At 28.9% G+C, this 24305-nt stretch carries 22 protein-coding genes; 8 read left to right on the forward strand and 14 right to left on the reverse strand.

All coding sequences use genetic code 11. The annotated features are described in order from the left end of the window. Nucleotides 1–20 precede the first annotated feature (20 nt). Genes AVANS_RS02880 through recG form a run of 3 tightly spaced genes read left to right on the forward strand, consistent with a single transcriptional unit; the run spans nucleotide 21 to nucleotide 4000 of the window. Nucleotides 21–1073, forward strand: coding sequence for a dehypoxanthine futalosine cyclase (locus AVANS_RS02880; RefSeq protein ID WP_239818527.1), 1053 nt, complete (start codon nucleotides 21–23; stop codon nucleotides 1071–1073). Next, nucleotides 1066–2202: an insulinase family protein gene (locus AVANS_RS02885; RefSeq protein ID WP_239818157.1), complete on the forward strand. Its 1137-nt coding sequence runs from the start codon at nucleotides 1066–1068 to the stop codon at nucleotides 2200–2202. The genes AVANS_RS02880 and AVANS_RS02885 overlap by 8 nt, the downstream gene beginning before the upstream one ends. Next, nucleotides 2195–4000 (forward strand): ATP-dependent DNA helicase RecG, encoded by a 1806-nt coding sequence (gene recG, locus AVANS_RS02890; RefSeq protein WP_239818158.1) that lies wholly within the window; start codon nucleotides 2195–2197, stop codon nucleotides 3998–4000. The genes AVANS_RS02885 and recG overlap by 8 nt, the downstream gene beginning before the upstream one ends. A 137-nt stretch (nucleotides 4001–4137) precedes the next feature. On the opposite strand, the gene nhaA is transcribed toward recG, so the two are convergent. The 4 genes from nhaA to AVANS_RS02910 form a co-directional block, all read right to left on the reverse strand. Further along, a complete protein-coding gene (gene nhaA, locus AVANS_RS02895) occupies nucleotides 4138–5271 on the reverse strand; it encodes a Na+/H+ antiporter NhaA (protein ID WP_239818159.1) in 1134 nt (377 codons plus the stop codon). Nucleotides 5272–5295: 24 nt separating this feature from the next. Continuing rightward, nucleotides 5296–6408: a glycerate kinase gene (locus tag AVANS_RS02900; RefSeq protein WP_239818160.1), complete on the reverse strand. Its 1113-nt coding sequence runs from the start codon at nucleotides 6406–6408 to the stop codon at nucleotides 5296–5298. 75 nt (nucleotides 6409–6483) lie between these two features. Continuing rightward, nucleotides 6484–6864 (reverse strand): hypothetical protein, encoded by a 381-nt coding sequence (locus AVANS_RS02905; protein WP_239818161.1) that lies wholly within the window; start codon nucleotides 6862–6864, stop codon nucleotides 6484–6486. Further along, nucleotides 6854–7612: an exodeoxyribonuclease III gene (locus AVANS_RS02910; RefSeq protein WP_239818162.1), complete on the reverse strand. Its 759-nt coding sequence runs from the start codon at nucleotides 7610–7612 to the stop codon at nucleotides 6854–6856. Before AVANS_RS02910 ends, AVANS_RS02905 begins: the two co-directional genes overlap by 11 nt. Before the next feature lie 57 nt (nucleotides 7613–7669). Between AVANS_RS02910 and AVANS_RS02915 the strand changes: the two genes are divergently transcribed. The 3 genes from AVANS_RS02915 to AVANS_RS02925 all read left to right on the forward strand — a co-directional run bounded on the left by AVANS_RS02915 (nucleotide 7670) and on the right by AVANS_RS02925 (nucleotide 15238). Next, nucleotides 7670–9187, forward strand: a complete 1518-nt coding sequence (locus AVANS_RS02915) for a sulfatase-like hydrolase/transferase (RefSeq protein ID WP_239818163.1) — start codon at nucleotides 7670–7672, stop codon at nucleotides 9185–9187. A gap of 222 nt (nucleotides 9188–9409) precedes the next feature. Beyond that, nucleotides 9410–10357, forward strand: a complete 948-nt coding sequence (locus AVANS_RS02920) for a tetratricopeptide repeat protein (protein WP_239818164.1) — start codon at nucleotides 9410–9412, stop codon at nucleotides 10355–10357. A gap of 117 nt (nucleotides 10358–10474) precedes the next feature. After that, a complete protein-coding gene (locus tag AVANS_RS02925) occupies nucleotides 10475–15238 on the forward strand; it encodes an Ig-like domain-containing protein (RefSeq protein WP_239818165.1) in 4764 nt (1587 codons plus the stop codon). A 110-nt stretch (nucleotides 15239–15348) separates the two neighbouring features. On the opposite strand, the gene AVANS_RS09555 is transcribed toward AVANS_RS02925, so the two are convergent. Genes AVANS_RS09555 through AVANS_RS02940 form a run of 3 tightly spaced genes read right to left on the reverse strand, consistent with a single transcriptional unit; the run spans nucleotide 15349 to nucleotide 17385 of the window. Then, nucleotides 15349–15825, reverse strand: a complete 477-nt coding sequence (locus tag AVANS_RS09555; protein ID WP_275583453.1) for a hypothetical protein — start codon at nucleotides 15823–15825, stop codon at nucleotides 15349–15351. After that, on the reverse strand, nucleotides 15822–16256 hold the full coding sequence (locus tag AVANS_RS02935; protein ID WP_239818167.1) for a cyclophilin-like fold protein: 435 nt from the start codon (nucleotides 16254–16256) through the stop codon (nucleotides 15822–15824). Before AVANS_RS02935 ends, AVANS_RS09555 begins: the two co-directional genes overlap by 4 nt. Then, nucleotides 16222–17385, reverse strand: a complete 1164-nt coding sequence (locus AVANS_RS02940) for an iron-containing alcohol dehydrogenase (protein ID WP_239818168.1) — start codon at nucleotides 17383–17385, stop codon at nucleotides 16222–16224. The genes AVANS_RS02935 and AVANS_RS02940 overlap by 35 nt, the downstream gene beginning before the upstream one ends. A 109-nt stretch (nucleotides 17386–17494) precedes the next feature. Between AVANS_RS02940 and AVANS_RS02945 the strand changes: the two genes are divergently transcribed. After that, nucleotides 17495–17683, forward strand: a complete 189-nt coding sequence (locus AVANS_RS02945; RefSeq protein WP_239818169.1) for a LysR family transcriptional regulator — start codon at nucleotides 17495–17497, stop codon at nucleotides 17681–17683. A gap of 73 nt (nucleotides 17684–17756) precedes the next feature. Here AVANS_RS02945 and AVANS_RS02950 read toward each other — a convergent pair whose 3' ends face one another. Beyond that, nucleotides 17757–17948 carry a hypothetical protein gene (locus tag AVANS_RS02950; RefSeq protein ID WP_239818170.1) on the reverse strand — a complete coding sequence of 64 codons (192 nt, stop codon included), beginning with the start codon at nucleotides 17946–17948 and terminating at the stop codon, nucleotides 17757–17759. Between the two features lie 270 nt (nucleotides 17949–18218). Here AVANS_RS02950 and AVANS_RS02955 point away from each other — a divergent pair, with 270 nt between their 5' ends. Continuing rightward, nucleotides 18219–19085 carry a LysR family transcriptional regulator gene (locus AVANS_RS02955; protein ID WP_239818171.1) on the forward strand — a complete coding sequence of 289 codons (867 nt, stop codon included), beginning with the start codon at nucleotides 18219–18221 and terminating at the stop codon, nucleotides 19083–19085. 149 nt (nucleotides 19086–19234) lie between these two features. On the opposite strand, the gene AVANS_RS02960 is transcribed toward AVANS_RS02955, so the two are convergent. From AVANS_RS02960 to AVANS_RS02985, 6 genes are all read right to left on the reverse strand, one after another. Further along, the gene (locus AVANS_RS02960) at nucleotides 19235–20572 is read right to left on the reverse strand and encodes a hypothetical protein (RefSeq protein WP_239818172.1); all 1338 of its coding nucleotides are present in this window, start codon (nucleotides 20570–20572) and stop codon (nucleotides 19235–19237) included. Between the two features lie 288 nt (nucleotides 20573–20860). Next, nucleotides 20861–21181, reverse strand: a complete 321-nt coding sequence (locus AVANS_RS02965; protein WP_239818173.1) for a TfoX/Sxy family protein — start codon at nucleotides 21179–21181, stop codon at nucleotides 20861–20863. A 9-nt stretch (nucleotides 21182–21190) separates the two neighbouring features. Continuing rightward, nucleotides 21191–21571 carry a VOC family protein gene (locus AVANS_RS02970; RefSeq protein WP_239818174.1) on the reverse strand — a complete coding sequence of 127 codons (381 nt, stop codon included), beginning with the start codon at nucleotides 21569–21571 and terminating at the stop codon, nucleotides 21191–21193. An 80-nt stretch (nucleotides 21572–21651) separates the two neighbouring features. Further along, nucleotides 21652–22485: a CheR family methyltransferase gene (locus AVANS_RS02975; RefSeq protein WP_239818175.1), complete on the reverse strand. Its 834-nt coding sequence runs from the start codon at nucleotides 22483–22485 to the stop codon at nucleotides 21652–21654. Nucleotides 22486–22487: 2 nt separating this feature from the next. After that, complete coding sequence (locus AVANS_RS02980; RefSeq protein WP_239818176.1) at nucleotides 22488–23042, reverse strand: CheB methylesterase domain-containing protein; 555 nt, start codon at nucleotides 23040–23042, stop codon at nucleotides 22488–22490. Next, nucleotides 23030–24304 (reverse strand): MFS transporter, encoded by a 1275-nt coding sequence (locus AVANS_RS02985; protein ID WP_239818177.1) that lies wholly within the window; start codon nucleotides 24302–24304, stop codon nucleotides 23030–23032. Before AVANS_RS02985 ends, AVANS_RS02980 begins: the two co-directional genes overlap by 13 nt. Nucleotide 24305 lies beyond the last annotated feature (1 nt).

Consider the following 24305-nt stretch of genomic DNA (forward strand, 5'->3'; position numbering starts at 1 on the left):
CTTATGCTCCAAAGGGCGTAGTGCCTAGAATTAGCAAAGCCGAAGCGCTTAATTTATTACAAAATTGTGATTTAGCTACTTTAGGGCAAATTGCTTTTGGTGTAAAAAGAAAACTTCATCCAAATAAACTTACAACCTTTGTAGTTGATAGGAACATTAATTACACAAATATTTGCTTGGTTGATTGTAAATTTTGTGCTTTTTATCGTCATGCAAAGGATAGTGATAGTTATATTTTAAGTTATGAAGAAATCGGTAAAAAAATTGAAGAATTACTTGCAATCGGTGGCACTCAGATATTATTTCAAGGTGGAGTTCATCCAAAGCTTGATATTACTTGGTATGAAGAATTGTTAAAATATATAAGCACAAATTATCCTAGCATTACAATTCATGGTTTTAGTGCAGTTGAGATTGAATATATTGCAAAAATTAGCAAAATTAGCACAAAAGAAGTTTTAGCTAGAATGAGCGATGCGGGGTTATTTTCAATTCCTGGAGCAGGAGCTGAGATTTTAAGCGATAGAGTAAGAGATATTGTAGCACCTAGTAAGTGCGATACTGCTACTTGGCTTAGAATTCACAAAGAAGCTCATGAATTAGGCTTGCTTAGTAGTGCTACGATGATGTTTGGGCATATTGAAAGTGATGAAGAAATAATTGAACATTTAGATTATTTAAGAAATCTTCAAGATATTACCGGTGGTTTTAGAGCCTTTATTTTATGGAGCTTTCAAGGAAAAAATACAAGATTAAAGGCAGAAAATCCAAACCTAATGCACGCAAGTTCAAATCGCTATTTAAGATTATTAGCAATATCAAGAATTTATCTTGATAATTTTGCAAACATTCAAAGCTCTTGGGTTACTCAAGGCTCAATGATAGGGCAACTTGCATTAAAATTTGGAGCAAATGATTTAGGTTCAACTATGATGGAAGAAAATGTTGTTGCAGCTGCAGGTGCAAAATATAGAATGAATGAAGAGCAAATGATAGAATTAATCCGTGATATAGATGAAATTCCAGCGAAAAGAGATACAGCATATAATATTTTGGAATATTACAATGAATAATTTTATACATTTAAAAACTAATGATGATTTAGTTTATTTAAGCATAAACTATCCAAATTACGGAAGAATTAAAAACAATGCAAATGCAATGGCTGCTGAGTTTTTTTATAACGAGAGTTTAGATGATGAGTTTTATATAAAACTTGAGCAAAGAGCCATAGAAATTACTGCTAGTGCTAGTTTTTTTGATTTTACATTTGATTTAGTATGCCTTAAAAAAGAGCTAAAAACTTGCTTAAAAGCTTTTAAAACTATGTTAAATTATGATGATTTTAAAAATTATGATTTGATTAAAGATAAGATAAAAAATTATTTTTTAATTCATCTTCAAGAATACGATAATCTAGCAAAGATGAGATTATACGAAAATTATTTTCAAGCAGATTTTAAAAATGATAAATTTGGAGATTATGAAAATCTAAATGAAAAGGATTTTAAAGAATATATAAAAAATTTTCAAAATCAAACTAATAAAATCGTAATAAGTGCAAATTTAGATGAAGCAGAATTAAAAGAAATTAAAGAGCTTTTAAATGTAGGTAGCTCAACTTATGAAAGTTTAAAAACAAATGAGAGTTTTTATAAAGAAGAGAGCAAAAACATTTCTCAAGCATTTGTTAGATTTATCTCAAGCGTTGAGATTAATTCGCTTAAGCAAAGAGCTATTATAGGGCTTGCTAGCTATGTTTTAGGTGGAGGCTTTGGCTCAAGAATTACCGAAGAAATAAGGGTTAAAAGGGGCTTAGCGTATTCAGCTTTTGCGTTTTTTACTGCATTTAAGAAAAACTTTTTAATTCAAGGCTATTTACAAACTAAAAATAAAAGCAAAGATGAAGCGATTAAGATAGTAAAAGCTGAGTTTGCTAGATTAATTAGTGATGGAATTAGTGAAGATGAGTTTAAAAAGGCTAAAGAATTTTTAGTAGGTAGTGAGATTTTAAAATACGCAACCACTCAAAATAGACATTTAATAGCTTGTAGTGAGTGTTTTAATGATTTAGCGCAAGGCGAGTTAAAACAAATTACTCAAATTATAAAAGATTTAAAATTATGTGAATGTAATGAATTATTAAAATCACAAACTTTAATAAATAATTTAAGTTTTTATGTAATTAGTGGCAATGAATAAAGATTTAGAGAAATTAGCTTGTAAGGATTTAATAGATTTAGCGCTTTTAATGCCTAAAAAATTTGATGATTTAAGGCTAAATGATGCACCCATTTTAAATGAACTAAACTGCACAAAAGTAGTTATAAAATCTAAAAAACAATTAGCCGGCAAAAGGCTTACATGTATTGCGTATTCATATAATTGGGAATGCGAATGCACTATTACCATATTTAATGCAAGACCTTTTCATAATGCCTTATTTGCTATTAATAAAGAGCTACTTATTTATGGAAAATTAAATGATTTTGCGGGGCTTTTGCAATTTGTTAATCCAAAAATAATCAAAAATAGCGGAGAAATCACTGCAAATTATATGATAAAAGGCGTAAGCGATAAGAGTATTAGCGAAATTAAAAAGAAATATTTAAATTACGAGAGCTTAAAAGCTTATGATTTATTAGATGAGCATATAAAATTGCTTTTAACAATGAGCGAAAACTCAGTAGATGCAATGCTTTTGCTAAATAGTGATGAATTAAATGAATGCTTAAAATTCGTTGAGATTTTTCATCATATTAGAAGACTAAATGAAACTTATAAAAATGATACTTTATATAAAAAGCTTAAAACTCATGATATAAATAAATGGCTAAAAAGCTTGCCATTTAGCCCTACAAACGATCAATTAAAAGCTATATTAGATATTAAAAGTGATTTAGAAAACGCAAAGCACAAAATTAGAATTATAATGGGAGACGTTGGCTGTGGAAAAAGCTTAGTGATTTTTGCAGCGGCTTTAATGACTTATCCAAATAAAGCTATTTTAATGGCTCCAACGAGTGTTTTAGCCCAACAACTTTACGAAGAAGCCAAAAGACTTATGCCAGGATTTGTAAAAATCTTGCACTTTAGTGGGACTAAAACAAAATTTATGCAAGATGAATTACAAGATGCAAATTTTGTAATAGGAACTCATGCTTTACTTTGGGCTGATATTGGCGATGCAAGTTTGGTTATGATTGATGAGCAACAAAGATTTGGTGCAAAACAAAGAATGAGATTAAAAGAACTTGCAACTACAAATGATGTAAATCCACATTATATAGAGTTTAGTGCTACGCCGATTCCACGAACTACGGCGTTAATTAATAGTGATATTTATAGCTATTCATTTATAAAAGAGCTACCTTTTAAAAAAGAAATTGAAACAAAGCTAATTACGATAGAGCAAAGCAAGGAATTATTTAATCATATAAGAATTGAAAACGAAAAAAACCATCAAGCAATAATCGTATATCCTTTAATAGAAGAGGGTAAAACCAACACTTATAAGCCACTTGAAAGCGTTATACCTTATTATGAAAAGCATTTTAAAAATGTTTATTATACACATGGCAAGGATAAAGAAAAGGATAATGTATTAAGCGAATTTGCTTTAAAGGGCGATGTATTGCTAAGTACTACGATTATTGAAGTTGGAATTTCTTTGCCTCGCCTTAGTATTATCGTAATTGTTGCACCTGAGCGATATGGTTTATCAACTCTTCATCAGCTTCGTGGAAGGGTTGGAAGAAATGGGGTTAAGAGTTATTGTTATTTGCTTAGCAAGAATGATTTTAGTGATAGGCTAATAGAATTTAGCAAAACTCTTGATGGATTTAAAATAGCTGAAATTGATTTGGCAAATCGTAAAAGTGGTGATTTGATTGATGGTGATTATCAGCACGGAGCTAGCTTTAAATACTTTGATGAAACAAGCGATAATATAATTTTACAAAAAGCAAAAGAATATATTCATAAATTACAAGATAAATAAAACTTCAAATTCCTATTTCAAATTCTTTAAAAAAACGTGGAATTTGAAATAGGAATTTGCTTTAGCAATGATTAAAATAAATTATAAGTAATATAAAATTAAGTTCCTAATTCAAGAATTTGAATTAGGAATTAGGTTTATTTGCTAATAAATCTTAGCCAAATATAGCCAAGCACGGCTGAGATAAAAGAAGCACTTAATATGGCTAGTTTTGCACTATTAAATAATTCAGGTGTGTTTTCAAATACAAGTGTATTTATAAAAAAGCTCATAGTAAAGCCAATGCCTGTAAGTATGCAAACGCCATATAATTGCAATTTATTTGATGGTAATTTAAAGCCAAATTTAGAAGCAATTAATACAAAGCTAAAAACTCCTAATTGCTTACCTATAAAAAGTCCTAAAAATACTCCAAAAAATACAGCATTAAAATCATTTAAGCTCAATTCACTTACTAAAACTCCTGCATTAAATAATGCAAATAATGGTAAGATAAGATAATTTACATAAGGGGTTAAATCATGCATAATATGCTCTAAAAATTCTTTATTATCTTTAGTTTTTAGTGGGATAAAAAATGCACATGCCATTCCAGCTAGTGTTGCATGAACGCCGCTTTTTAGAACACAAACCCAAATAAAAATACCAACAATTACATAAAGACTTTTTATGCAAATATGTAAGTAATTTAGCACTAATAAAACTGCTAAACCACAAGTTGCTAAGCTAAGGCTTAAAACGCTTAAATCATTCGTATAAAATAATGCAATTATGATAATTGCTGCAACATCATCAAATATCGCAAGGCTTAATAAAAATATAGTTAAAGATTTTGGAATGCGATTTCCTAAGAGCAGTAACACTCCTAAAGCAAAGGCAATATCCGTTGCAGTTGGTATTGCAAATCCTTGCAGTGCAAAGCTATCATTGATATTTAAAAAGCTATAAATTAAAGCAGGCACAATTACTCCGCCTAAAGCTGCTATTAAAGGTAAGCTTGCTGCTTTAAAATTGCTTAATTCACCTATTAAAATCTCTTTTTTAACCTCAAGTCCTACCCAGAAGAAAAATATAGCCATAAGTCCATCATTTACCCATAAAGTAAGTGGTTTTATGAGATTTAAATCACCAAAAATTACCCCAGCTTTATAATTTGTTATAAGCTCGTAAAATCCATTCAAGCTAGAGTTTTTAAGAATTAGTGCAAGTATTGTCATGAAAATTAAGAGCATAGGAGCAAAAAGCTCATGAGTTACAATTTTTTTCAACATATAATCTCCTTTTTCTTGATAAAATTATTTTTTATCAAGAAAAGTTTGCAAAACTCTTAACGAAAGCTCATTTAAGCATTTATATGCTGTATTATTGTCCATTAATTCATTTTTTGTTTTATTTGGATATTCATTTGTTAAGGAAAAACAATTTTTAAAATCGCTTTTGTTAATTCCACAAAAAATTATTAAATCTTTTTTATAAATTTCGCATAAATTATTTATAGAGCCGATTACCTTTCCCATAATGCTTTGCTCATCAAATGCTCCTTCGCCTGTTATTACAAGGCTTGAGTTTTTGATATTTTCTTCTAAATTTAAAAGATTTTTAATATACGAAAATCCGCTTTCAAATTCCGCATTCAAAAAGGCTTTAAAGCCAAAGCCAAGCCCTCCAGCAGCACCCATTCCTTCTAAAAAAGCAAAATCATTTTTGAAATATTTTTCACAAATAAGGGCAAAATTTCTTAAGCCTAAATCTAGTAATTTTATCTCTTCATCATTTGCGCCTTTTTGTCTTGCATAGACAAATGCTGCACCATTGCTTCCATAAAGCGGATTTACCACATCACAAGCTATTTTAAAGCTACAATTTTTTAATTCTTTTAAGACATTTTCATCATTTATGCTTTTTATTTTTATTAGATTTTCTCCGATAGGTAAAAGCTCATTATTAAACTCATCTAAAAACTTATATCCTAAAGCACTTAGCATTCCTATTCCAGCATCAGTAGTTGCTGAGCCGCCAATTCCTATTACAAATTCTTTTGCACCTTTTTTAATAGCATCTTTAATAGCAAGTCCGAGTGATTTCGTGCTAGTTTTGCAAGGATTTTTCTCATTTTCGCTAAGTTGTGCAAGCCCTGCAAACTCAGCCATTTCAAAAAATGCTCTTTTATCCTTTAAAAGATAATAACCATTATAATCTCTTTTGCCATAGGCATTTTTTAGCTTTAAATAAATTTTATTAGCATTTAAATTAGAATTAATGCTTTCTAAAAAGCCTTCTCCACCATCAGAAATAGCATAAGATTTATAAGCAATGTTTAGTTTTTTACAAGCATTGCTTATGGCTTTGTTAGCTTCGTTTGAACTAAGAGAGCCTTTAAAACTATCGCAGATTATTAAAGCATTCATTTTTTAATCCTTTTTAAAATAAAAAATATAAGCAAAAAGCTAAAAAACAATGTAGCAGCAATATCTAGCAAAAACTCATTCATAATAAAGCTCCGTTTTCTTAGGTAGCATAAGTGTATTATCGGTATATTTTAGATATTTTAATTTTAAAGCATAGATTTCATGTTTTATAGCAAATCTTGCTTGCTTATATACGCTTAGATAAAGTGATTTTTGAGTTTCACTTGCTTTTAACAAAACTCCTTGAATAGAAACACCTTTTATAGGATTAGTTGTATAAATTGCAGCCGAGCTAATCTCGTTTAATTTAATATGCCTTGATTTAGGCGATGAGATGAAAAGCAAGGCTTCGTTGCTTTCATCATAAACATAAAAAACACTAGCACTATAAGGCTCATTTGTTGATATTATGCAAACATTATTGCTCTTTAAAAATTCATTAATTTTATATTTCAATATCAATTCCAACAGGGCAATGATCAGATCCCATCACATCGCTTAAAATAAAGGCATCTTTTAAATAAGGAACTAAATTATTTGATATGAAAAAATAATCAATTCTCCAACCAACATTCCTACTTCTAGCAGCCGCGCGATAGCTCCACCACGAATACTTTTCAGGAATATCTCCATTTATATGTCTAAAAGTATCAACAAATCCAGCATCAAGCAATCTATCAATCCACTCACGCTCAATTGGTAAAAATCCACTTGTTTTTTCATTTGCTTTTGGATGAGTTAAATCTATTGGGCGATGTGCTGTATTTACATCTCCACAGATTATGATTTTTTTGCCATCTAATAATAATTTTTTTAAATATTCTAAAAAATCATCATAAAATTTCATCTTATATTCAAGTCTTTCATCACCGCTTTGTCCGTTAGGAAAATAGATATTAAATAATACAATATCTTTAAACCTATGCTCTAAAACTCTTCCTTCATCATCAGGGAAAAACTGAGCTAGATTAGTTTCACAATCAAAGTTTAAAAAACTCATAACACCAGAATATCCAGCTCTTTTAGCTGAGTTTGATTTAATATCTTTAAAACCTAATTTATCTAAATCTTTTGGAAATTTATCAGGACTTGCTTTTATTTCTTGAATACCTAAAAAATCCGTTGGGTATTTTTCTAAAAACGAAAAACCATCTTTATCATAAATTGCTCTTAAACCATTAACATTCCACGAAATTAATCTCAAAACTATTCCTTAAATTTACTTATTTATAATGCTAAAAACTATACAAAAAGGTAGTAAATGCTAAGGCTAAATCCCATATTATTTAATTTTATTTTAAGTTTATATATATTTTTTATGAATTATTTTTCTATGCTTAATTTTTTATCAAGCAAGATAAATGATTATGTATTTTTGTTAATTTCTTATGCAATTTTCTTTTTGCTTATATTTTTAGCTATTAATATTTTATGTTTTTTTAGATTTTTTGCATATTTCTTTTATGTTTTATTGGTAATTAGCACGGGATTTGCTATGTATTTTGTAAGCACTTATGGTGTAGTAATTGATACTATTATGATTCATAGCTTATTTGCTACTGATATTAAAGAAGCCAATGATTTTTTATCTTGGCATTTTTTTGTATTTATATTTTTAAGCGTAGTTTTACCATTAATATTATTAAAGTTTTTAAGAATTAAAGCAAATTGTAAAAAATCTCAATTGCTCATGATTTTAATAAATATCATTGCTTTAGTGGGAATATTATTTGCTAGTTCAAAAACCCTTATACCTTTTTTAAGAGCAAATGATATTATTAGGTATTACAATGTTCCTTTTTATCAATTTTATTCAAGCTATAAATTAGCAAAAATGTATTTTACTCCTAAAAAAGAGTTACAAAAAATAAGCCTTGATGCGAAAATGAATGATGATAATATGAGTAAAACTTTTATTTTAGTAGTTGGTGAGACTGCAAGGGCTAAGAATTATTCTTTAGGCGGATATACTAAAAATGATACTAATTTTTATACTAAGGATTTAGGAGTTCATTATTTTTCTAATTTTTCATCTTGCGGGACTGCTACGGCTCAGTCTTTGCCTTGTATGTTTTCAATTCATAATAGAGTAGATTTTTCTAAAACTGAAAATTATGAAAATGTTTTAAGTGTTTTAAATCGCTTCATAGATGTTCATTGGCTTGATAATAATACAGGCGGGTGTAAAGGCGTTTGCAGCGGAATAAAATCAATTATAAAAGCAAAGGATTATGATGGTTGGTTAGTTGATAGTGCTAGTGAATTATTAGCAAATAAAAAAGATAAAAATACTTTAATAATAGTGCATTTACAAGGTTCTCATGGGCCAAGCTATTATTTAAGATATCCAAAAGAATTTGAAAAATTTAAGCCGATTTGTAATACAAATAAACTTCAAGAATGTAGCGAAGAGGCTTTATATAATACTTATGATAATACCTTGCTTTATACTGATTATTTAATTTCTAAATTAATTAAGCTTTTAGAAAAAGATAATGCAGATAAAAAAGCTTTATTTTATTTAAGTGATCATGGAGAGAGTTTAGGCGAAAATGGGTTTTATTTACACGGAATACCGTATTATTTAGCACCGAAAGAGCAAATTCAAATTCCAGCAATTTTGTGGATGAATTATGAATATGTAAATAAAAATAAGTTAGTTTTTGATTTATCTCAAGATAATTTATTTAGCACTTTGTTAGGATTTTTTAATATTTCTACAAAAGATTATAAAAATAATTATGATTTATTTAATGATAATTTAGAAAATAATTTATAGAAAATATAAAAATTATAAAATTTTATAAAATTTTTATTTACTTTAATATTATTTTAATAATTTGTTGTATATAATTATGCATTCCTTGTTTTTAAAAAGGGTTGCTAAAATAATCGTTAATCATTTTTCAACTATACTCCTAAATGCAGCCCTTTTTTATTCTTTTTAACATTTACGATTTTTTCTTATTATTTCCAAATATTAACTTTTTAAAGGAGATTTATGAAGAAATTATTGTTATTTTTATGTGTTTTAGCTTATGCTGATTTGTATGATACAAAAGATTATGCAAAAGCTTATCCTATATTAAAAAAAGAATGCAATAAAGACAACGCTAATTCTTGCTACAAATTAGGAAAAATGAATGAGTTTGGCTTAGGAACTGGGATTTCTTATTCTTATGCTTATAAATATTATAAAAAATCTTGCGATTTAAATAATAAAGAAGCTTGTGGAGAGCTTGGAAAAATGTATTATTTAGGCTTAGGGGTTGAAAAAAATATCAAAAAAGCAAATGAATTATTAGAAAATGCTTGTAAAAATGATGTTTATAGTGCTTGTGATTCTTATGCTTATTTGCAAAAAACAGAATATAAAGTATTTAAACAAGACGAGTTATTAAAAGCTTGTAATGGTGGAATAGCAAGTTCTTGTGTTGAGATTGCTGATAAAATAAGTCCTATTCAAGGAATAGATTTATATTTAAGAGCTTGTGGTTTAGGAGATGATTTAGCTTGTCAAATGGCTGCTAATTGGTATATTACTTCTCAAGCAGTAAATAATAAAATAGCTAATTTTTCGGATTTAAGCGATAAAGAATGCAGAAATAATAACTACAAAGCTTGCAATTCAATTGCTAATGTTTATAGAAATTTAAACAATATAGAAAAAGCTAAAGAATATTATGATTTAGCTTGTAAATTAGATGATAGCAATTCTTGCTCTAGCTTAGCAGTTATTCAAGAACAGAGCAAAGAATTTGAATTAGGAATTAAGAATTATAAAAAAGCTTGTGATTTAAAAGATTCTTATTCATGCGCTAGACTTGGATTTATGTATAAAGAAGGCTTAAAAGATAATGATAAAACATATATAAAAGAAAATGCTTCAAAATCTAAAAAATATTTTAAACAAGCTTGTGAGTTAGGAAATACTAGAGTTTGTGAATAAAAAAGGGCAAATAAGCCCTTTTTTAAAAAATTTATTCAAAATTGCACCTTAGGGAAACAATAAAATTAATACAACTTCGTTAAATTTTCTTCGTTTTACAATTAACAAGGAGAAAATATGGCAGAAGCTGGAAAAATTATTAAATTAACAGGCGATGTTAAAGCTGTTAATGAACTTAGTGAAAAGTCACTAAATTTAGGAGATATAGTATTATTAAACGATACTATTAAAACAATCGGAGAAAATGCTAGTGTTGATATAGAACTTAGCAGTGGCAGAGTTTTACACATAGCAGGCGATAATGTTGCTAAATTAGATAAGAGTATTTTATCAAATGATAGCTTTGAAAATGAAGCTGCAATTGATGATAAAATTAATAGCTTAATAAATAATATAGTAAATAATAATGGCGAAATTGAGCTTGATGCAACTGCTGCAGGTGATGCAGGTGCGACTACTGCAACAGGAACTTTAAATGATGTAGTATTTGCACAATCAGGTAGCGAGAGTGAAGTTTATGCAGATGTTTTATCAAGAGAAGTTGATGGAGCAATTATTACTACAAACAATACAATAAATGGTGTAAATTTAGAGCAGGTTGCTGAAGAAGTAGCTAACGTTGTTATACCAGAAACTAAACCTGAAGAAAAACCAGAAGAAGGCAATGGTGAAGATATAACAAATCCTGACAATGGCAATAATAATCCTGAAGAAGGTAATGGAAATAACACTCCAGAAGAAAAACCTGAAGAAAAGCCAGAAGAAGGAAACGGAAACAATCAACCTGAAGAAGGTAATGGTGATAATAATCAACCAGAAACTAAACCTGAAGAAAAACCAGAAGAAGGCAATGGCGAAGATATAACAAACCCTGACAATGGCAATAATAATCCTGAAGAAGGTAATGGAAATAACACTCCGGAAGAAAAACCAAACAATCTAACTGCTAATGTATATGATAGCAATTCAAATATAGTAGATAATAAATTAACAAATGGAACAGAATTCATTATTAAAGGTAGCGGTGCAACACCTAATTCTGAAGTTATAATTAATTTAGCAGGTATTAAACCAGATGGTAATCCAGGTCAAATTTTCTTCCCTGTAAAAGTTATAGCAGATGAAAATGGTAATTTTAGTTGCAGTTTTGATTTATCAAATAGTGATTTATTATATCAATACCAAGTAGAAAATGGAGAAAATAGCGTTAATAGCTCATTTATGGTAGATAATATCGCTCCTGAGATTACAGATTCTAAAGCAGAAGTTGTAGATGATAACATAGTAATATCAGGTAAAACAGAGCCTGAAGCAACAATTACTGCTCCAAATGGAGATAAAGTAGTAGCGGATAAAGATGGTAATTTTGAAATTACTATTCCAAATAACGGCGATAATAAAGTAGAAATTAGTGTAACTGATAAAGTTGGTAATACTAATGAAAATACAACTACAATAGATGTAATTCAACCTGAAGTTAAACCAGAAGCTCCATTATTTGACAATCTAATCATTACAGAAATCAACGGAGATGAAACTGTAAGCGATGATTTAGCTAAAGTTGATAGCGATAAATTAGTAATTAATGGTAAGCTTGAAAACTTTACAGGTAAAGCAGGTGATTATGAGTTTAATATTACAAGCAATATCATAGGAAGTGATTCAAATAGCACTAAAGTTATAGCTAAAGTTGATGAGAATGGAAACTTCACATTTACATTAGATACAAATGTAACTACAAACGATCAAGGTGCTATTAGAGTTGAGTTTGATGGCAAAACTGATACAGTAAGAGTTGAAAGTGTTGCGACTGAAACTAAACCAGAAGAAAAACCAGAAACTCCATTATTTGATAAATTAGTAATTACAGAAGTAAATGGAGATGAAACTGTAAGCGATGACTTAGCTAAAGTTGATAGCGATAAATTAGTAATTAATGGTAAGCTTGAAAACTTCACAGGTAAAGCAGGTGAATACGAGTTTGATATTAATAGTAATATTATCAATACTGATAATTTCTTAACAAAAGTTATAGCTCAAGTTGATGAGAATGGAAATTTCACATTTACATTAGACACAAATGTTACAAAAAATTTACAAGGCTTAATTGCGGTTGAATTTAATGGCAATCACGATGTTGTTAGAATAGAATACTCAGCAACAGAAACTAAACCAGAAACTCCAGCTGATACAGAAGCACCTGTAATTAGTGGTGTAACTGCAACTCCAACTGAAGATGGTAAATTTGTAATAGAAGGAAATACAGAACCAGATGCAGTAGTAACAATTACTAAACCTGATGGAAGTAAAGAAGAAGTTAAAGCTGATGCTAATGGTGATTTCAAATTCGAACTTGATAACGTAAAAGATGGCGATAAGTTTGACTTAGTTGCAAAAGATGAAGCAGGTAATGTAAGCAATAGTGTAGATGTAGTAGCATCTATTCCAAATACAGAAACTCCAGAAGAGCCAGTAAATCCTACATTTGACAATCTAATTATTACAGAAATCAACGGAGATGAAACTGTAAGCGATGATTTAGCTAAAGTTGATAGCGATAAATTAGTAATTAATGGTAAGCTTGAAAACTTTACAGGTAAAGCAGGTGATTATGAGTTTAATATTACAAGCAATATCATAGGAAGTGATTCAAATAGCACTAAAGTTATAGCTGAAGTTGATGAGAATGGAAACTTCACATTTACATTAGATACAAATGTAACTACAAACGATCAAGGTGCTATTAGAGTTGAGTTTGATGGCAAAACTGATACAGTAAGAGTTGAAAGTGTTGCAACTAAACCAGAAGAGCCAGCTGAGATAAATGTAGAACTTACTTATAAAGATGGTAGTTTAGTAAATGCAAATGATACTATTAAAGATACTATCATAGTTAAGGGTGAAGTAAGTGGTATTCCAGATGGAACACAACTTATTATTTCAATAAGCGATAGTCCTTATGATGGTGCAGGTATAGGAACTGTAGAAGTAGTTAATGGTAGGTTTGAATTACCTTTCACACCTGAGCAAGGTATTGAGGGTAAATTTGTTATTTCTGCATTTAACAAAGATTATGGCAGTAGCACAACTATAGAATTTAATATTGATACAAAAGCACCTGTTTTAGAAGAAATTACAGGAACACCACAAGAAGATGGAAGCTATGTTGTAAGTGGTAAAACAGAGCCAAATACAACTGTTATTATTAATGGCAAAGAAACAACTTCAGATGCAAATGGAGAATTTAATTTAAGTCTTGATAATGTTGCTAATAAAGACAAAATCACAATTGAAGCAGTGGATAAAGTAGGAAATAAATCAAGCTCAGAACTAGTAGCTGGTATTGTTGAGACTCCAAACACTTCAAGCAACGGTATGAAAGTAACAATCTACACAGGTAACGAAGAAGGTGCTTTAGCAGACCAAACTCCAAGACAAAGTGGAGAAAGTGAAACAGATAGAACTCCTACATTTGTTGGAGAATTTGATGGTAAAGGCTTACAATCAGTATTAGTTGCAATTGCTGATGCAAGTGGAGAATTAGTAGCTACAAGAGAAGTATTTGCAATGAATGGTAAGTTTATATTCACAGCTGATTTAGAGTGCAATAAATTTGGTGATTATACTTATAGCTTTATAGTATCAGGCACAAGCATTAAAGGTGAAGTAGTATTTGGTTATGTTGATAATCAAGTAAGCAATGATAACAATAATGCTAATAATGGTGACAATAGCCAAGGAAGTAGCAATGGTGGTATTATTAATATTGAAAAACCAGAAGTTCCAAGTGTTGAAAATAAACTAAATGTAAAAGTTTATGAAGGTGATGAGACAGGATATTTTAATAACTTAAAAGAATTAAATAATGGTGCAAGCACTTATGATACAACTCCAACAATTATGGGTAATAGCGGTGCAGCATATGATCAAATTTTAATTGTTTTAGAAAAACTAGAAGGACCAATAGGAACAGCAGGTTGGAAACAAATCTATCCAACATTTGCTAATGAAAAAGGAGACTTTGGTTATACAATTAATCTTACTAATGTATTAGAAGGTAGTGCTTGGGAAAGCGGAACTTATAAAATTACTGTAATAAGTGATAAAACAGGTTCTATGTATGATCAAACATTTACAATTATGCCAAATCTAGGAAATGACAATACACAAGATAACACTACAAATGATGATGTAATTGTAGATAGTGGAAACAACCAAGGAAGCAGTAATGGTGGTATTATTAATATTGAAATACCTTCATATAATGATGTGCACAATGATGGACAAGCTCATAGTATAACAATTGATGAGAATATATACTATCAATTCAATAATCTAAGTCCATTAGAAAAAATAAATGGCTATGATACAGAGCATGCTCCAGCTATAAAAGGAAGTGCAACTCCTGGAATGGATGTTTTAGTTTATCTAATTAACGACACCACAGGAGAAAAAGTTTATACTCAATTTAAAGTTCCACAAAGTGGTGAGTTTGATATATCACTTGGTGGGGAAGCTGGTAATTCATATCACTATGAAATTTATGAAAGTGTTGAATGCAAACCAGTAGGAGAGCCAGCTGTAAGCCACTCATTTAATGTAGTAAAACAAAATAGCTTTATAGAATTTGATAAGGGTATTTTAAGTGCCGATGAAGGTCTTAATATTCCTGAGATTAAAAATGAAGCTAATAAAAATGCAGAAAATGAAGTTAAAGTTGATGATATCCTAGATACACAAAAAGATATCTTTAATGAAACAATCAGCCAAGCTGGTAAAGTGCAAGAAGGTTATATTAATATTAGCCTAAGCGCATACGATGTAGCTTCTAAAGAGCTTACACAAATTGATGAATTTAACAAAATTAATCATCACTCTTAATTAACTTAGGGTCTAGCAATAGACCCTAAACTTAAAATTATTAAAATCAATTTCCGAATTCAAATTCTTTTATCTTTTTGATACATTTTGCAGGTACTCCTGCTACTACGCTAAACTCTTATACATCTTTTGTTACAACCGAACCAGCAGCTATTATAGAGCCTTTGCCTACTTTTACGCCTTGAAGTATGGTTGCATTTCCACACTTCATCTTCTATCACTACGCTTTTTAGTATCATATTTGCACGATTTGTAGGCTCTTGCTCGTGATTTATGGTAGCAATCACAACATTATGACCTATTAAGACATTGTTTCCTATAAATATCCCGCCTTGGTCTTGAAATTTACACCCGCTATTTATGAAAACATTTTTGCCTATTGTGATATTTTTGCCACAATCTGTGTAAAAAGGTGGAAACAACACAAAGCTTTCATCTACATTCTTGCAAATAAGCTTAGAAAAAAGTTTGTTTAGCTCCTTTGGTTCGTGATATTTTGAGTTGATTTTAGCTGTGATTTTTAGTGCGGTTTGTGCTTGTTTGTGCATTAGCTTATGCTCGTTTGAGTTTGCTTGAATGTATTTCATTTATCTTCCTTTACATAAAACCTTGCGTTTATTTCACCTTTTCCTAAAAGCTTTTTAAGCTCATCTTCGCTTATATTTATAATCTTGCCAAGCTTAGTAAAGCTCCATGAATTATCATCATAATAAATCACCAAATAATTAGCATTATATAAAATCACATCAAGTGCTTTAGCTTTAAAAAACTTATCATTTGTGGGAAGTTTCTGACTAAGCTTTCCCACCTTTTCAAACCCACCATAATCACTCATGATTATTTTTTCATCGCCACTTTTTACTAAGTCATAAAAAGCCCTTGCAGATGAGTTTTGCTCAAGCTTGATTTTTAGCTCCACATCATTTATCTTTACATAAACAAAACCACTAAACATAAACCAAATTCCTATCAAAACCACACTTTTACAAGCTGTTTTTAAGCACCAAAGCAATCTCATTTGCATCTAATTCCTTATATCCACCATTTAAAATAAAGGTATTTTTCACCACTTCATCTATCAAACTCTCATCTAAAATACCCTTTAAGTTTATACTAAGTCCTAGCTCACACATCCACTCACGCATAGCTTTTAGCCCATTTAAAGCGACCTTTAAATCATCTTCATCATCGCTTACACCCCAGACATTTACGGCAAATCTTTTAAACTTTAAAACATTATAAGGCAATATATATTCATAATAAGCAAGGCTTATGGCACTTAGACTTTCTCCGTGCGTTGCATTTGTTACGCCGCCTATTGCTTGACCTATCATATGCACCATCCAATCCCCGCTTTTAGCACAATGAATTAGCGTATTTAGTGCTAAAGTGCTAGCCCATGCTATGTTGCTTCTTGCTTCATAATCATTTGGATTTTTGATAGCTTTTTTACTAGCAACGATGATTGAACGCATAAGCCCTTCAGCCACATAGTCACTCACATTATCAAAATCATCAGAAAAATACTGCTCACAAATATGATTAAACGCATCATAAATTCCATTTACCATTTGGTATTTGCTAAGAGTTAGCGTATATTTTGGATTGATGATTGAAAACTTTGGAAAAACTCTTCTATCTTGAAAAACTTTGCCTATTTTTTGATGAGTTTGCTCGTTTGTAATAACGCTTCCACTATTCATCTCAGAGCCAGTCCCACACATAGTAAGCACACAGCCAAGCGGCACTACATCGCATTTTGGCTCAGATTGATTTATAAAATACTCTTGCCAAAAATCCCCATCATAATTTATACTAGCAGCCAAAGCCTTAGAATAATCACACACCGAGCCACCACCTAAAGCAAGTATAAAATCAGCCTTATGAGTTCTTGCTATCTTTACTCCATCTTCAAGCTTTTTTAAAGTTGGATTTGGCATAACATTATCAATATAAGCTATGTTTTTACCTAACTTTTTTAAAACTTCATTTACTTCATCAAAAATGCCGTTTTTAACTACCGAGCCACAGCCATAGACTAAAACCACATTTTTACCATAGTTTGCAAGCTCTAAAGATAAATTTGCCTTTACTTCATCGCCAAAATATATTTTGGTAGGGTTATGAAATATAAAATTGTTTATCATTTTTTCTCCTTTAAAATACTTTTATGATTTTACTTTTAATTTTTAGAAATAGCAAATACTTATAAAGTATAATTAGTTATAAAAATAATTTATATCTAAGGGTTTTTTTATGGATATTAAAGTGCTTAAATATTTCGTTGAATCTGCTAGAAAAAACAGCATTAGCAAAGCTGCAAATGAGCTAAACCTAACCCAGCCAACGCTTTCAAGACAGCTAAAGGATTTGGAATTTGAATTAGGATATAAGCTTTTTTGTATTATTAATATACTCTTAATTCTTATTCTGACAATAAATTAAATATTATTGTGATTTGAATACTACTAATAAGTTATGCAAATAAACTCATAAGAATTTATTTGCATTAGCTTGGTTACATAGATTGATTATCCATATTTTCTTGCATCATTGGTTTTGATTCCATAGTTTTGTCATTCATTGTGTTAGTTTTATTTGACATCATTGGTTTGTCCATCATAGGTTTTGAATTACTCATCATTTGAGATTTCTTACCCATTGTGCTGCCTATGTTTTCATTTGACATCATAGGTTGCGAACCACTCATCATTGCATCACTGCTTGCAAAAACACTAAAACTGAAAACTGTTAGAAAAAATACTTTTTTCATAATATCTCCTTAAAAAAATAAATTGAAATAGTAGTTTAGTATGGGGGGGGGTTAATGATAAGTTAATAAAATTAAAAAAAATATAAAATTATCTATCATTTTTTCTCCTTTAAAATGCTTTTATGATTTTACTTTTAATTTTTAGAAATAGCAAATACTTATAAAGTATAATTAGTTATAAAAATAATTTATATCTAAGGATTTTTTATGGATATTAAAGTGCTTAAATATTTCGTTGAATCTGCTAGAAAAAACAGCATTAGCAAAGCTGCAAACGAGCTAAACCTAACCCAACCAACGCTTTCAAGACAGCTAAAGGATTTGGAATTTGAATTAGGATATAAGCTTTTTGTAAGGACAAATTATAATATCGTGCTTACAAAAGAAGGCGAGATTTTATACAAAAGAGCTTGTGATATTTTGGATTTATTTGATAAGACCAAAAAAGAGTTTGAGAGCCTAAAAGCCTTTAATGGTGGCGATGTTTATATAGGATGTGCTGAAACAATAGGCATTAGCAAGATAGCAAAAGTAGCCAAAAAACTACAAAAACACAATATAAAATTTCATCTTTTTAGTGGAAATTATGAAAGCGTTTTAGAAAAATTAAACAATTCTTTGATTGATTTTGCTGTGATAATTCAAGATTTTAATGTAGATGATTTTAGTTTTGTAGATTTAAAACATAGCGATGATTGGGGGATTTTGGCAAAAAAGAGCTCAAAGCTTTCAAAGCGTGATTTTATAGAGGCTTGGGATTTATTTAACATACCGCTAATCATCTCAAGGCAAGGTTTTACGCAAGAATTACCAGACATTCTAAGACAAAATAAAGATAGGCTAAATGTGGTAGCCACTTATGATTTGCTTTTTAATGCTGCTATGTTTGTAAAGCAGGGCTTAGGCTATGCTTTGTGTATAAATAATCTAATAAGTGATGAGCAAATGTGTTTTATACCGCTAAAACCAAAGGTTAGCTCAAATCTAAAGCTAATTTATAAAAACGATAAATTATCAAAACCCGCAACAATTTTTTTAAACGAACTCAAAAAATCACTAAAGCTTAGCAAATAGCGGTTTTGTCTTAAATGTCACTTGTTTAGCATGGAATTTATTTCGTGTATTTTTAAGCTAATATCTTTAAATTTCGTTTGTTTGGCAAGTTTAAGCAAACAAACGAAATTTGGTTTTTAGCAATAAACACAATTATATTTTTATAAATACTATTGCTCGTTAGTTGGGTTTATATCCTCAATTTTCTTTTCTACTTTCTTAAATACTTTATCAAAAACGCTCATAAAAGGATTGTTTATATGATTATGTTTATTTTTATTATCCAAAGTTGTAGCCGGATTAAATTCAAGAGCTCTTAACGATAACTCCAATAAGCCTTCCAATAATTTCTCCTTATTTTCTTCATTATCTACTAAATTTTCAATTTGTTTTTTATAACTATCATATGCCGTTGCTAAGGTTTCTTTATGTAAATATTCTTGCCCTAAACGCCTATTTTCACTAGCTTTTTTACTAGCATAAATCGCCAACAACAAACAAGGTATCGTATATGTTAAATTTATACTTATAAAAGCCAATAAATTACCATCTTTAAAGCTATCAACAAAAGCATTTCTTGCAAAGGCTAAAATAGCCCAAGCAACCAAAATAACAACAGTAATAATATGCCAATTTTTGATACTTTTTGTCACACTTTCTTTGGCTTCAATGAAAGATTTTGACATAGTATATGTCGTTGCACCATGCAAAAGATTGTCTATCTCCTTCTTTTGTTGCTCATTATAATTATCCAAATCTTGTTTGGTTTCTTCAAACTCTTTCTTTAACCCATCATTCTCTTCGTCTCCATACACTTCAATATAAAAGTCTTTAAGCTCTTGTAGTTTTTGATTAAAATCGTTTAAATTATTTTCGTGTTGTTTTTGTATCTCATTTATTTGTATTTTTTGTTTATTGATTGTTTCGTTAGTTTTGCTAAAATCTTCAATATATTTATCAATGTTTCTATTTTCATTTTTTATAATTTCTATTTGTTTTACTAATTTTTTCGCAATTTCTAGTATATTGTTAGATTTTTCTTTATTATTGTTTATTAAATCCTCTAACTCTTCTATTTTTGTTTTATATATTTCAGAATTATTATTAAGATTTTGTATAGCTTCATTTGAATTATTTTTATTTAAAGCATTTAACACTTCTTTAATTGTTTCTATATTGTGCCCTAATGAGTTTAATCCTTTAATTTTAGATAAAATCTCTTCGTATCTTTTTGCGTAATTAAACAATATATTATTTTCTTCTAAATCTTTGCACTCGCTTATTTCATAATTTAACTTTTTCAATAATTTTTGTATGTCTTCAAAAGAATTTTTTCTATTTGCATTTAAATCAACTACCTTAAAACAAGAAATAGCTAAATTTATAATGCTCTTAAAATATTTTAATTCTTCTAATATTTCATCACCGTAATCTAAACCAAATTCATCTAATAATAGTGTGGTTTTTTGAAGTTCTTCTAATATATTTTTATATAATTCTTGATTCATTCTATCTCCTTAAATGATATTTATTTTTAAATATTATTTGTATTTTACTTAACTAACCATAACTTATTTTTAAGTAAAAATTAGAATATAATTTTTATGTAACTTATCAAGCTTAAAATCCCCTATAACATTAAAATTTTATTTGTAGATTTTAAAATTTAAAAATATATTTCGTTTATTTGTAGTTTGGCTAAAACAAACAAAATTCCTATTTCAAATTCTTTGAAAATACACGAAATCAATTCCATAAAATTTCGTTTGTTTGGAGTGTGGAATTTATTTTCGTATTTAAGCTTTTTTAGGCTTTTTCTTAGGATTTGGAAGTTCTTTATACATTGCTAAAACTATTGTGTTTAAAAGCTCGCTATCTTCTTTATCAAACAAAACCATTTTAGTTTTTGCCCCGTCGTAGGGTAAAACTAGCGTTGACTCTTTTATATAATTTAGCACTGATTTTGTTGGTTTTAAAAGTAGTTGATTATCAAAAATCCCACCTATGATTTTATCTTTAAAATACAAAGCATATTCTCCAAACATATATTTATAACTTATGCTTGGCTCATTAAAAAGCTCTAAAACATATTCCAAATACTCTTTACTACTTGCCATAAAATCTCCTTAAAGCTTCTCGGCGATTACACATACATAACCATCAAAATCTTGCACCACAAATTCTTTCGTGCCGTAAAATGTCTCATAAATATCTTTTATGATTTTTGCGTTTATTTCTTTCATAGCTTTATAGTCTTTTTCCAAATCATCAGTTTGCATAAAAAGGGTCAAAGTTGCCTTTAATTCGCCATTAGCAAGGAACGCAAACTCTTCTTTAGTACTATTTATATCTTGTAGCATTATTTCAGCATCACAGCTTTTCATAGAAGCCCATACTAAGCTGTTTTCATCTCCTATCTTTTGCTCTACACAAAATCCAAGCTTTTCATAAAATAAAATTGACTTATTTACACTCGTTACAAACAAATTCGGACTTAATTTTTTCATCTTTACTCCTTATAATTTTGCGTATTAAAAGCATTAAATATTTTAATAATTTTTAAAGAATTTGAATTAGGAATTTAATCCTAATTTTTTACATAATAAGTGCAGGTATTTGCATAGATTTTTTTAAGTTCGTGATGATTTGGAACCAAATCAGCATGTCCTGCAAAGAACATTCCGCCTTCATTTAGATTTTTAACAAAATTATCAACTAAACGATATTTATATTCTTCATTAAAATAAATCATCATATTTCTTGAAAGTATCACATCAAATTTACCTAATTCTAAAAATTTCTTATCAAATACATTCACAACTTCAAATTTAGCATTGGTAAAATATTGACCTTTTAATACATATTCTTCGCCTTCTTGTGTGAAGTATTTTTTAATCAAATTATCATTTAGATTATATAAAGAGCGTTTTGAATAAGTTCTTGCTCTTGCTTTTTGAATAATTTCTGCGTTAATATCTATTCCTAATATTGAAATATTATTAATTCCCGCTTCATTTGCTAGCATTAGTATTGAATATACTTCTTCTCCACTTGAGCTTGGAGCACACAAAATCCTTCTTTTGCTAGGTTCTGCTCTTAGAATATAGATTAATTCATTAAGTTGTTTTAATTCTCTATAAAAATAAGTTTCGCATACGGTGATTAAATCAAATAATTCTTGTCTAATAGGTAGATTTAAATCCATTTTGTTAGTTAGGTCTTTAAAATTATCTAAGCCATTGTTTATACAAAATTTTATTAATTTCGGTCTTATTGTTGTTTTTTTAACTTCTAAATCTATTCCACAAACTTGCCTAATCTTTAATAAAAGCATATCAAAATCATAATTATCATCTTTAAAATCAATTGCCTTTTGCTGGTTATTTTCAATTTCTTTTTTATTTGATAAAAAACTAAACATGATTACCTACCTTTAATGAATGTTACTATTTCTTTTTTTATGTCTTCTATGTCTAGTTGCTTAAGGCTATTATTAAGCTCATAAGCTCTTTTTGGCATACCATAAACTATACAAGATTTCTCGCTTTCTCCTATACATTTAGCGCCTTTTTTGTATAGTTCATAAAGCCCTTTAGCACCATCATCTCCAATACCTGTAAGTAAGATTGCTAATATTTCATAATCTTTAGTAAGTTTTACAGCACTATTAAATAATAAATCTACATTAGGACAAAACGGAAAAACACCATCATTAAATCCTACTCGTAGATTAAAAAATAATTCAGTGTTATACTGACATACATATATTTTTTTATCATCTAAAAAACAAGTTTGTTCTAAAAGAGCTACTTCTGATACACATTCTTTATTTAGCTGATTTGCATAACTAGGCAAAAAATTTGCTTGCATATGCTGAGCTATTACTATTGTTGTGTTTTCTAATTCTAAGTCTTGTATTAAGTATTTTATTTGGCTAGGACCGCCTGTGCTAGCTCCTATTAAAATTAGTTTTCGCATTTAAACTTCCTTATAAAATATTGCCAATAAATAGCACCTATTATAAAACAAGAACCAATTAATATCGTAATATAAAATGTGCTTATTTTGTTATCAAATAGCCAACCTGTTAATAATGTTATAAATAATGAAAAACTCATATAAATCATATCAACATATGCAATTACTCTACCATAATATTCTTTATCGCAGTTATTTTGAATAGCTGTATATGTAAATGACCAAATCGTGCTAGTGAAAAATCCTGCAAAAATTAAACCTATAAAAGATACCCAGAAGTTAAATTGAAGCAAAGCCCAAGTAATAATTCCTAAGCCTTGTAAAATGAAAAAATAAAACAATCTTTTATTATTTACAATCTTACTTAAGACCAAAGGTCCTATTACAAGTGATAAAGCTCTAATCGCATTACTAAGACCAATAATTAGTCCAGCACTCAAAATCTCTTTAAAAAAATAAACTTTATTTAAATAATCATATCCAGCTAAAAAATTAATAAGCGCATCATAAGCAGTAAATCCTATAAAAGCATGTAATAAGATTAAGTGCATTATTTTTTTGTTATTTAAAATATAAAAAAGCCCTTCTTTAGCCATTTTTGTTATGTTTTTGAAATAAAACTTTTCATTTTTTACTTCAATTTTTATAAAGCTTAATAAGCTTATTCCTATTAAAAATAAAAAACAATCAAGCAAAAAGGCATTATAAACGCCAAAATAGTGAATAAACACACCAGCTACTGCCATTCCAGTAGTATAAGATATAGCCCAAACTACTGAAAATAATTCATTTGCTAGTTTTAATCTATCTTTATCAAAAATATGTGGCAATAAGCTCATTTCGGTTTGAAAATAAAGACTAGCAACAGCAAGTCTTATAAAAATTAGTAAAAATAATATAAATATATAACTAGCATCTTTAATGAAAATTAAGAAAAATACAGAAAATAATTCAATGATAATTGAAAGCAATAAGAGTTTTTTTGATTTAAAAGCATCAATTATTATTCCACTAATAGGTGCCATTAAAATAGTAGGCAAGAACGCAAATACAGCAGAAAACGATATAGCCCATTTTTTCATACTTTCGTGATTTATCTCATAACCAAAAATATGCCAATCAAACTTAGAAAAATCAAACTCAATTAACATAGTATAAACACCAATTTGTGAAAACCACGCACCAAAATAAGTGATAAATTGCACCAAAATAAGAATTTTAAATGTCTTAGAATATTTTAATAATTCAATATAATTTTTCAAG

The sequence above is a fragment of the Campylobacter sp. RM5004 genome (assembly GCF_022369455.1).
In the GTDB taxonomy this organism is placed as follows: Bacteria; Campylobacterota; Campylobacteria; order Campylobacterales; family Campylobacteraceae; genus Campylobacter_E.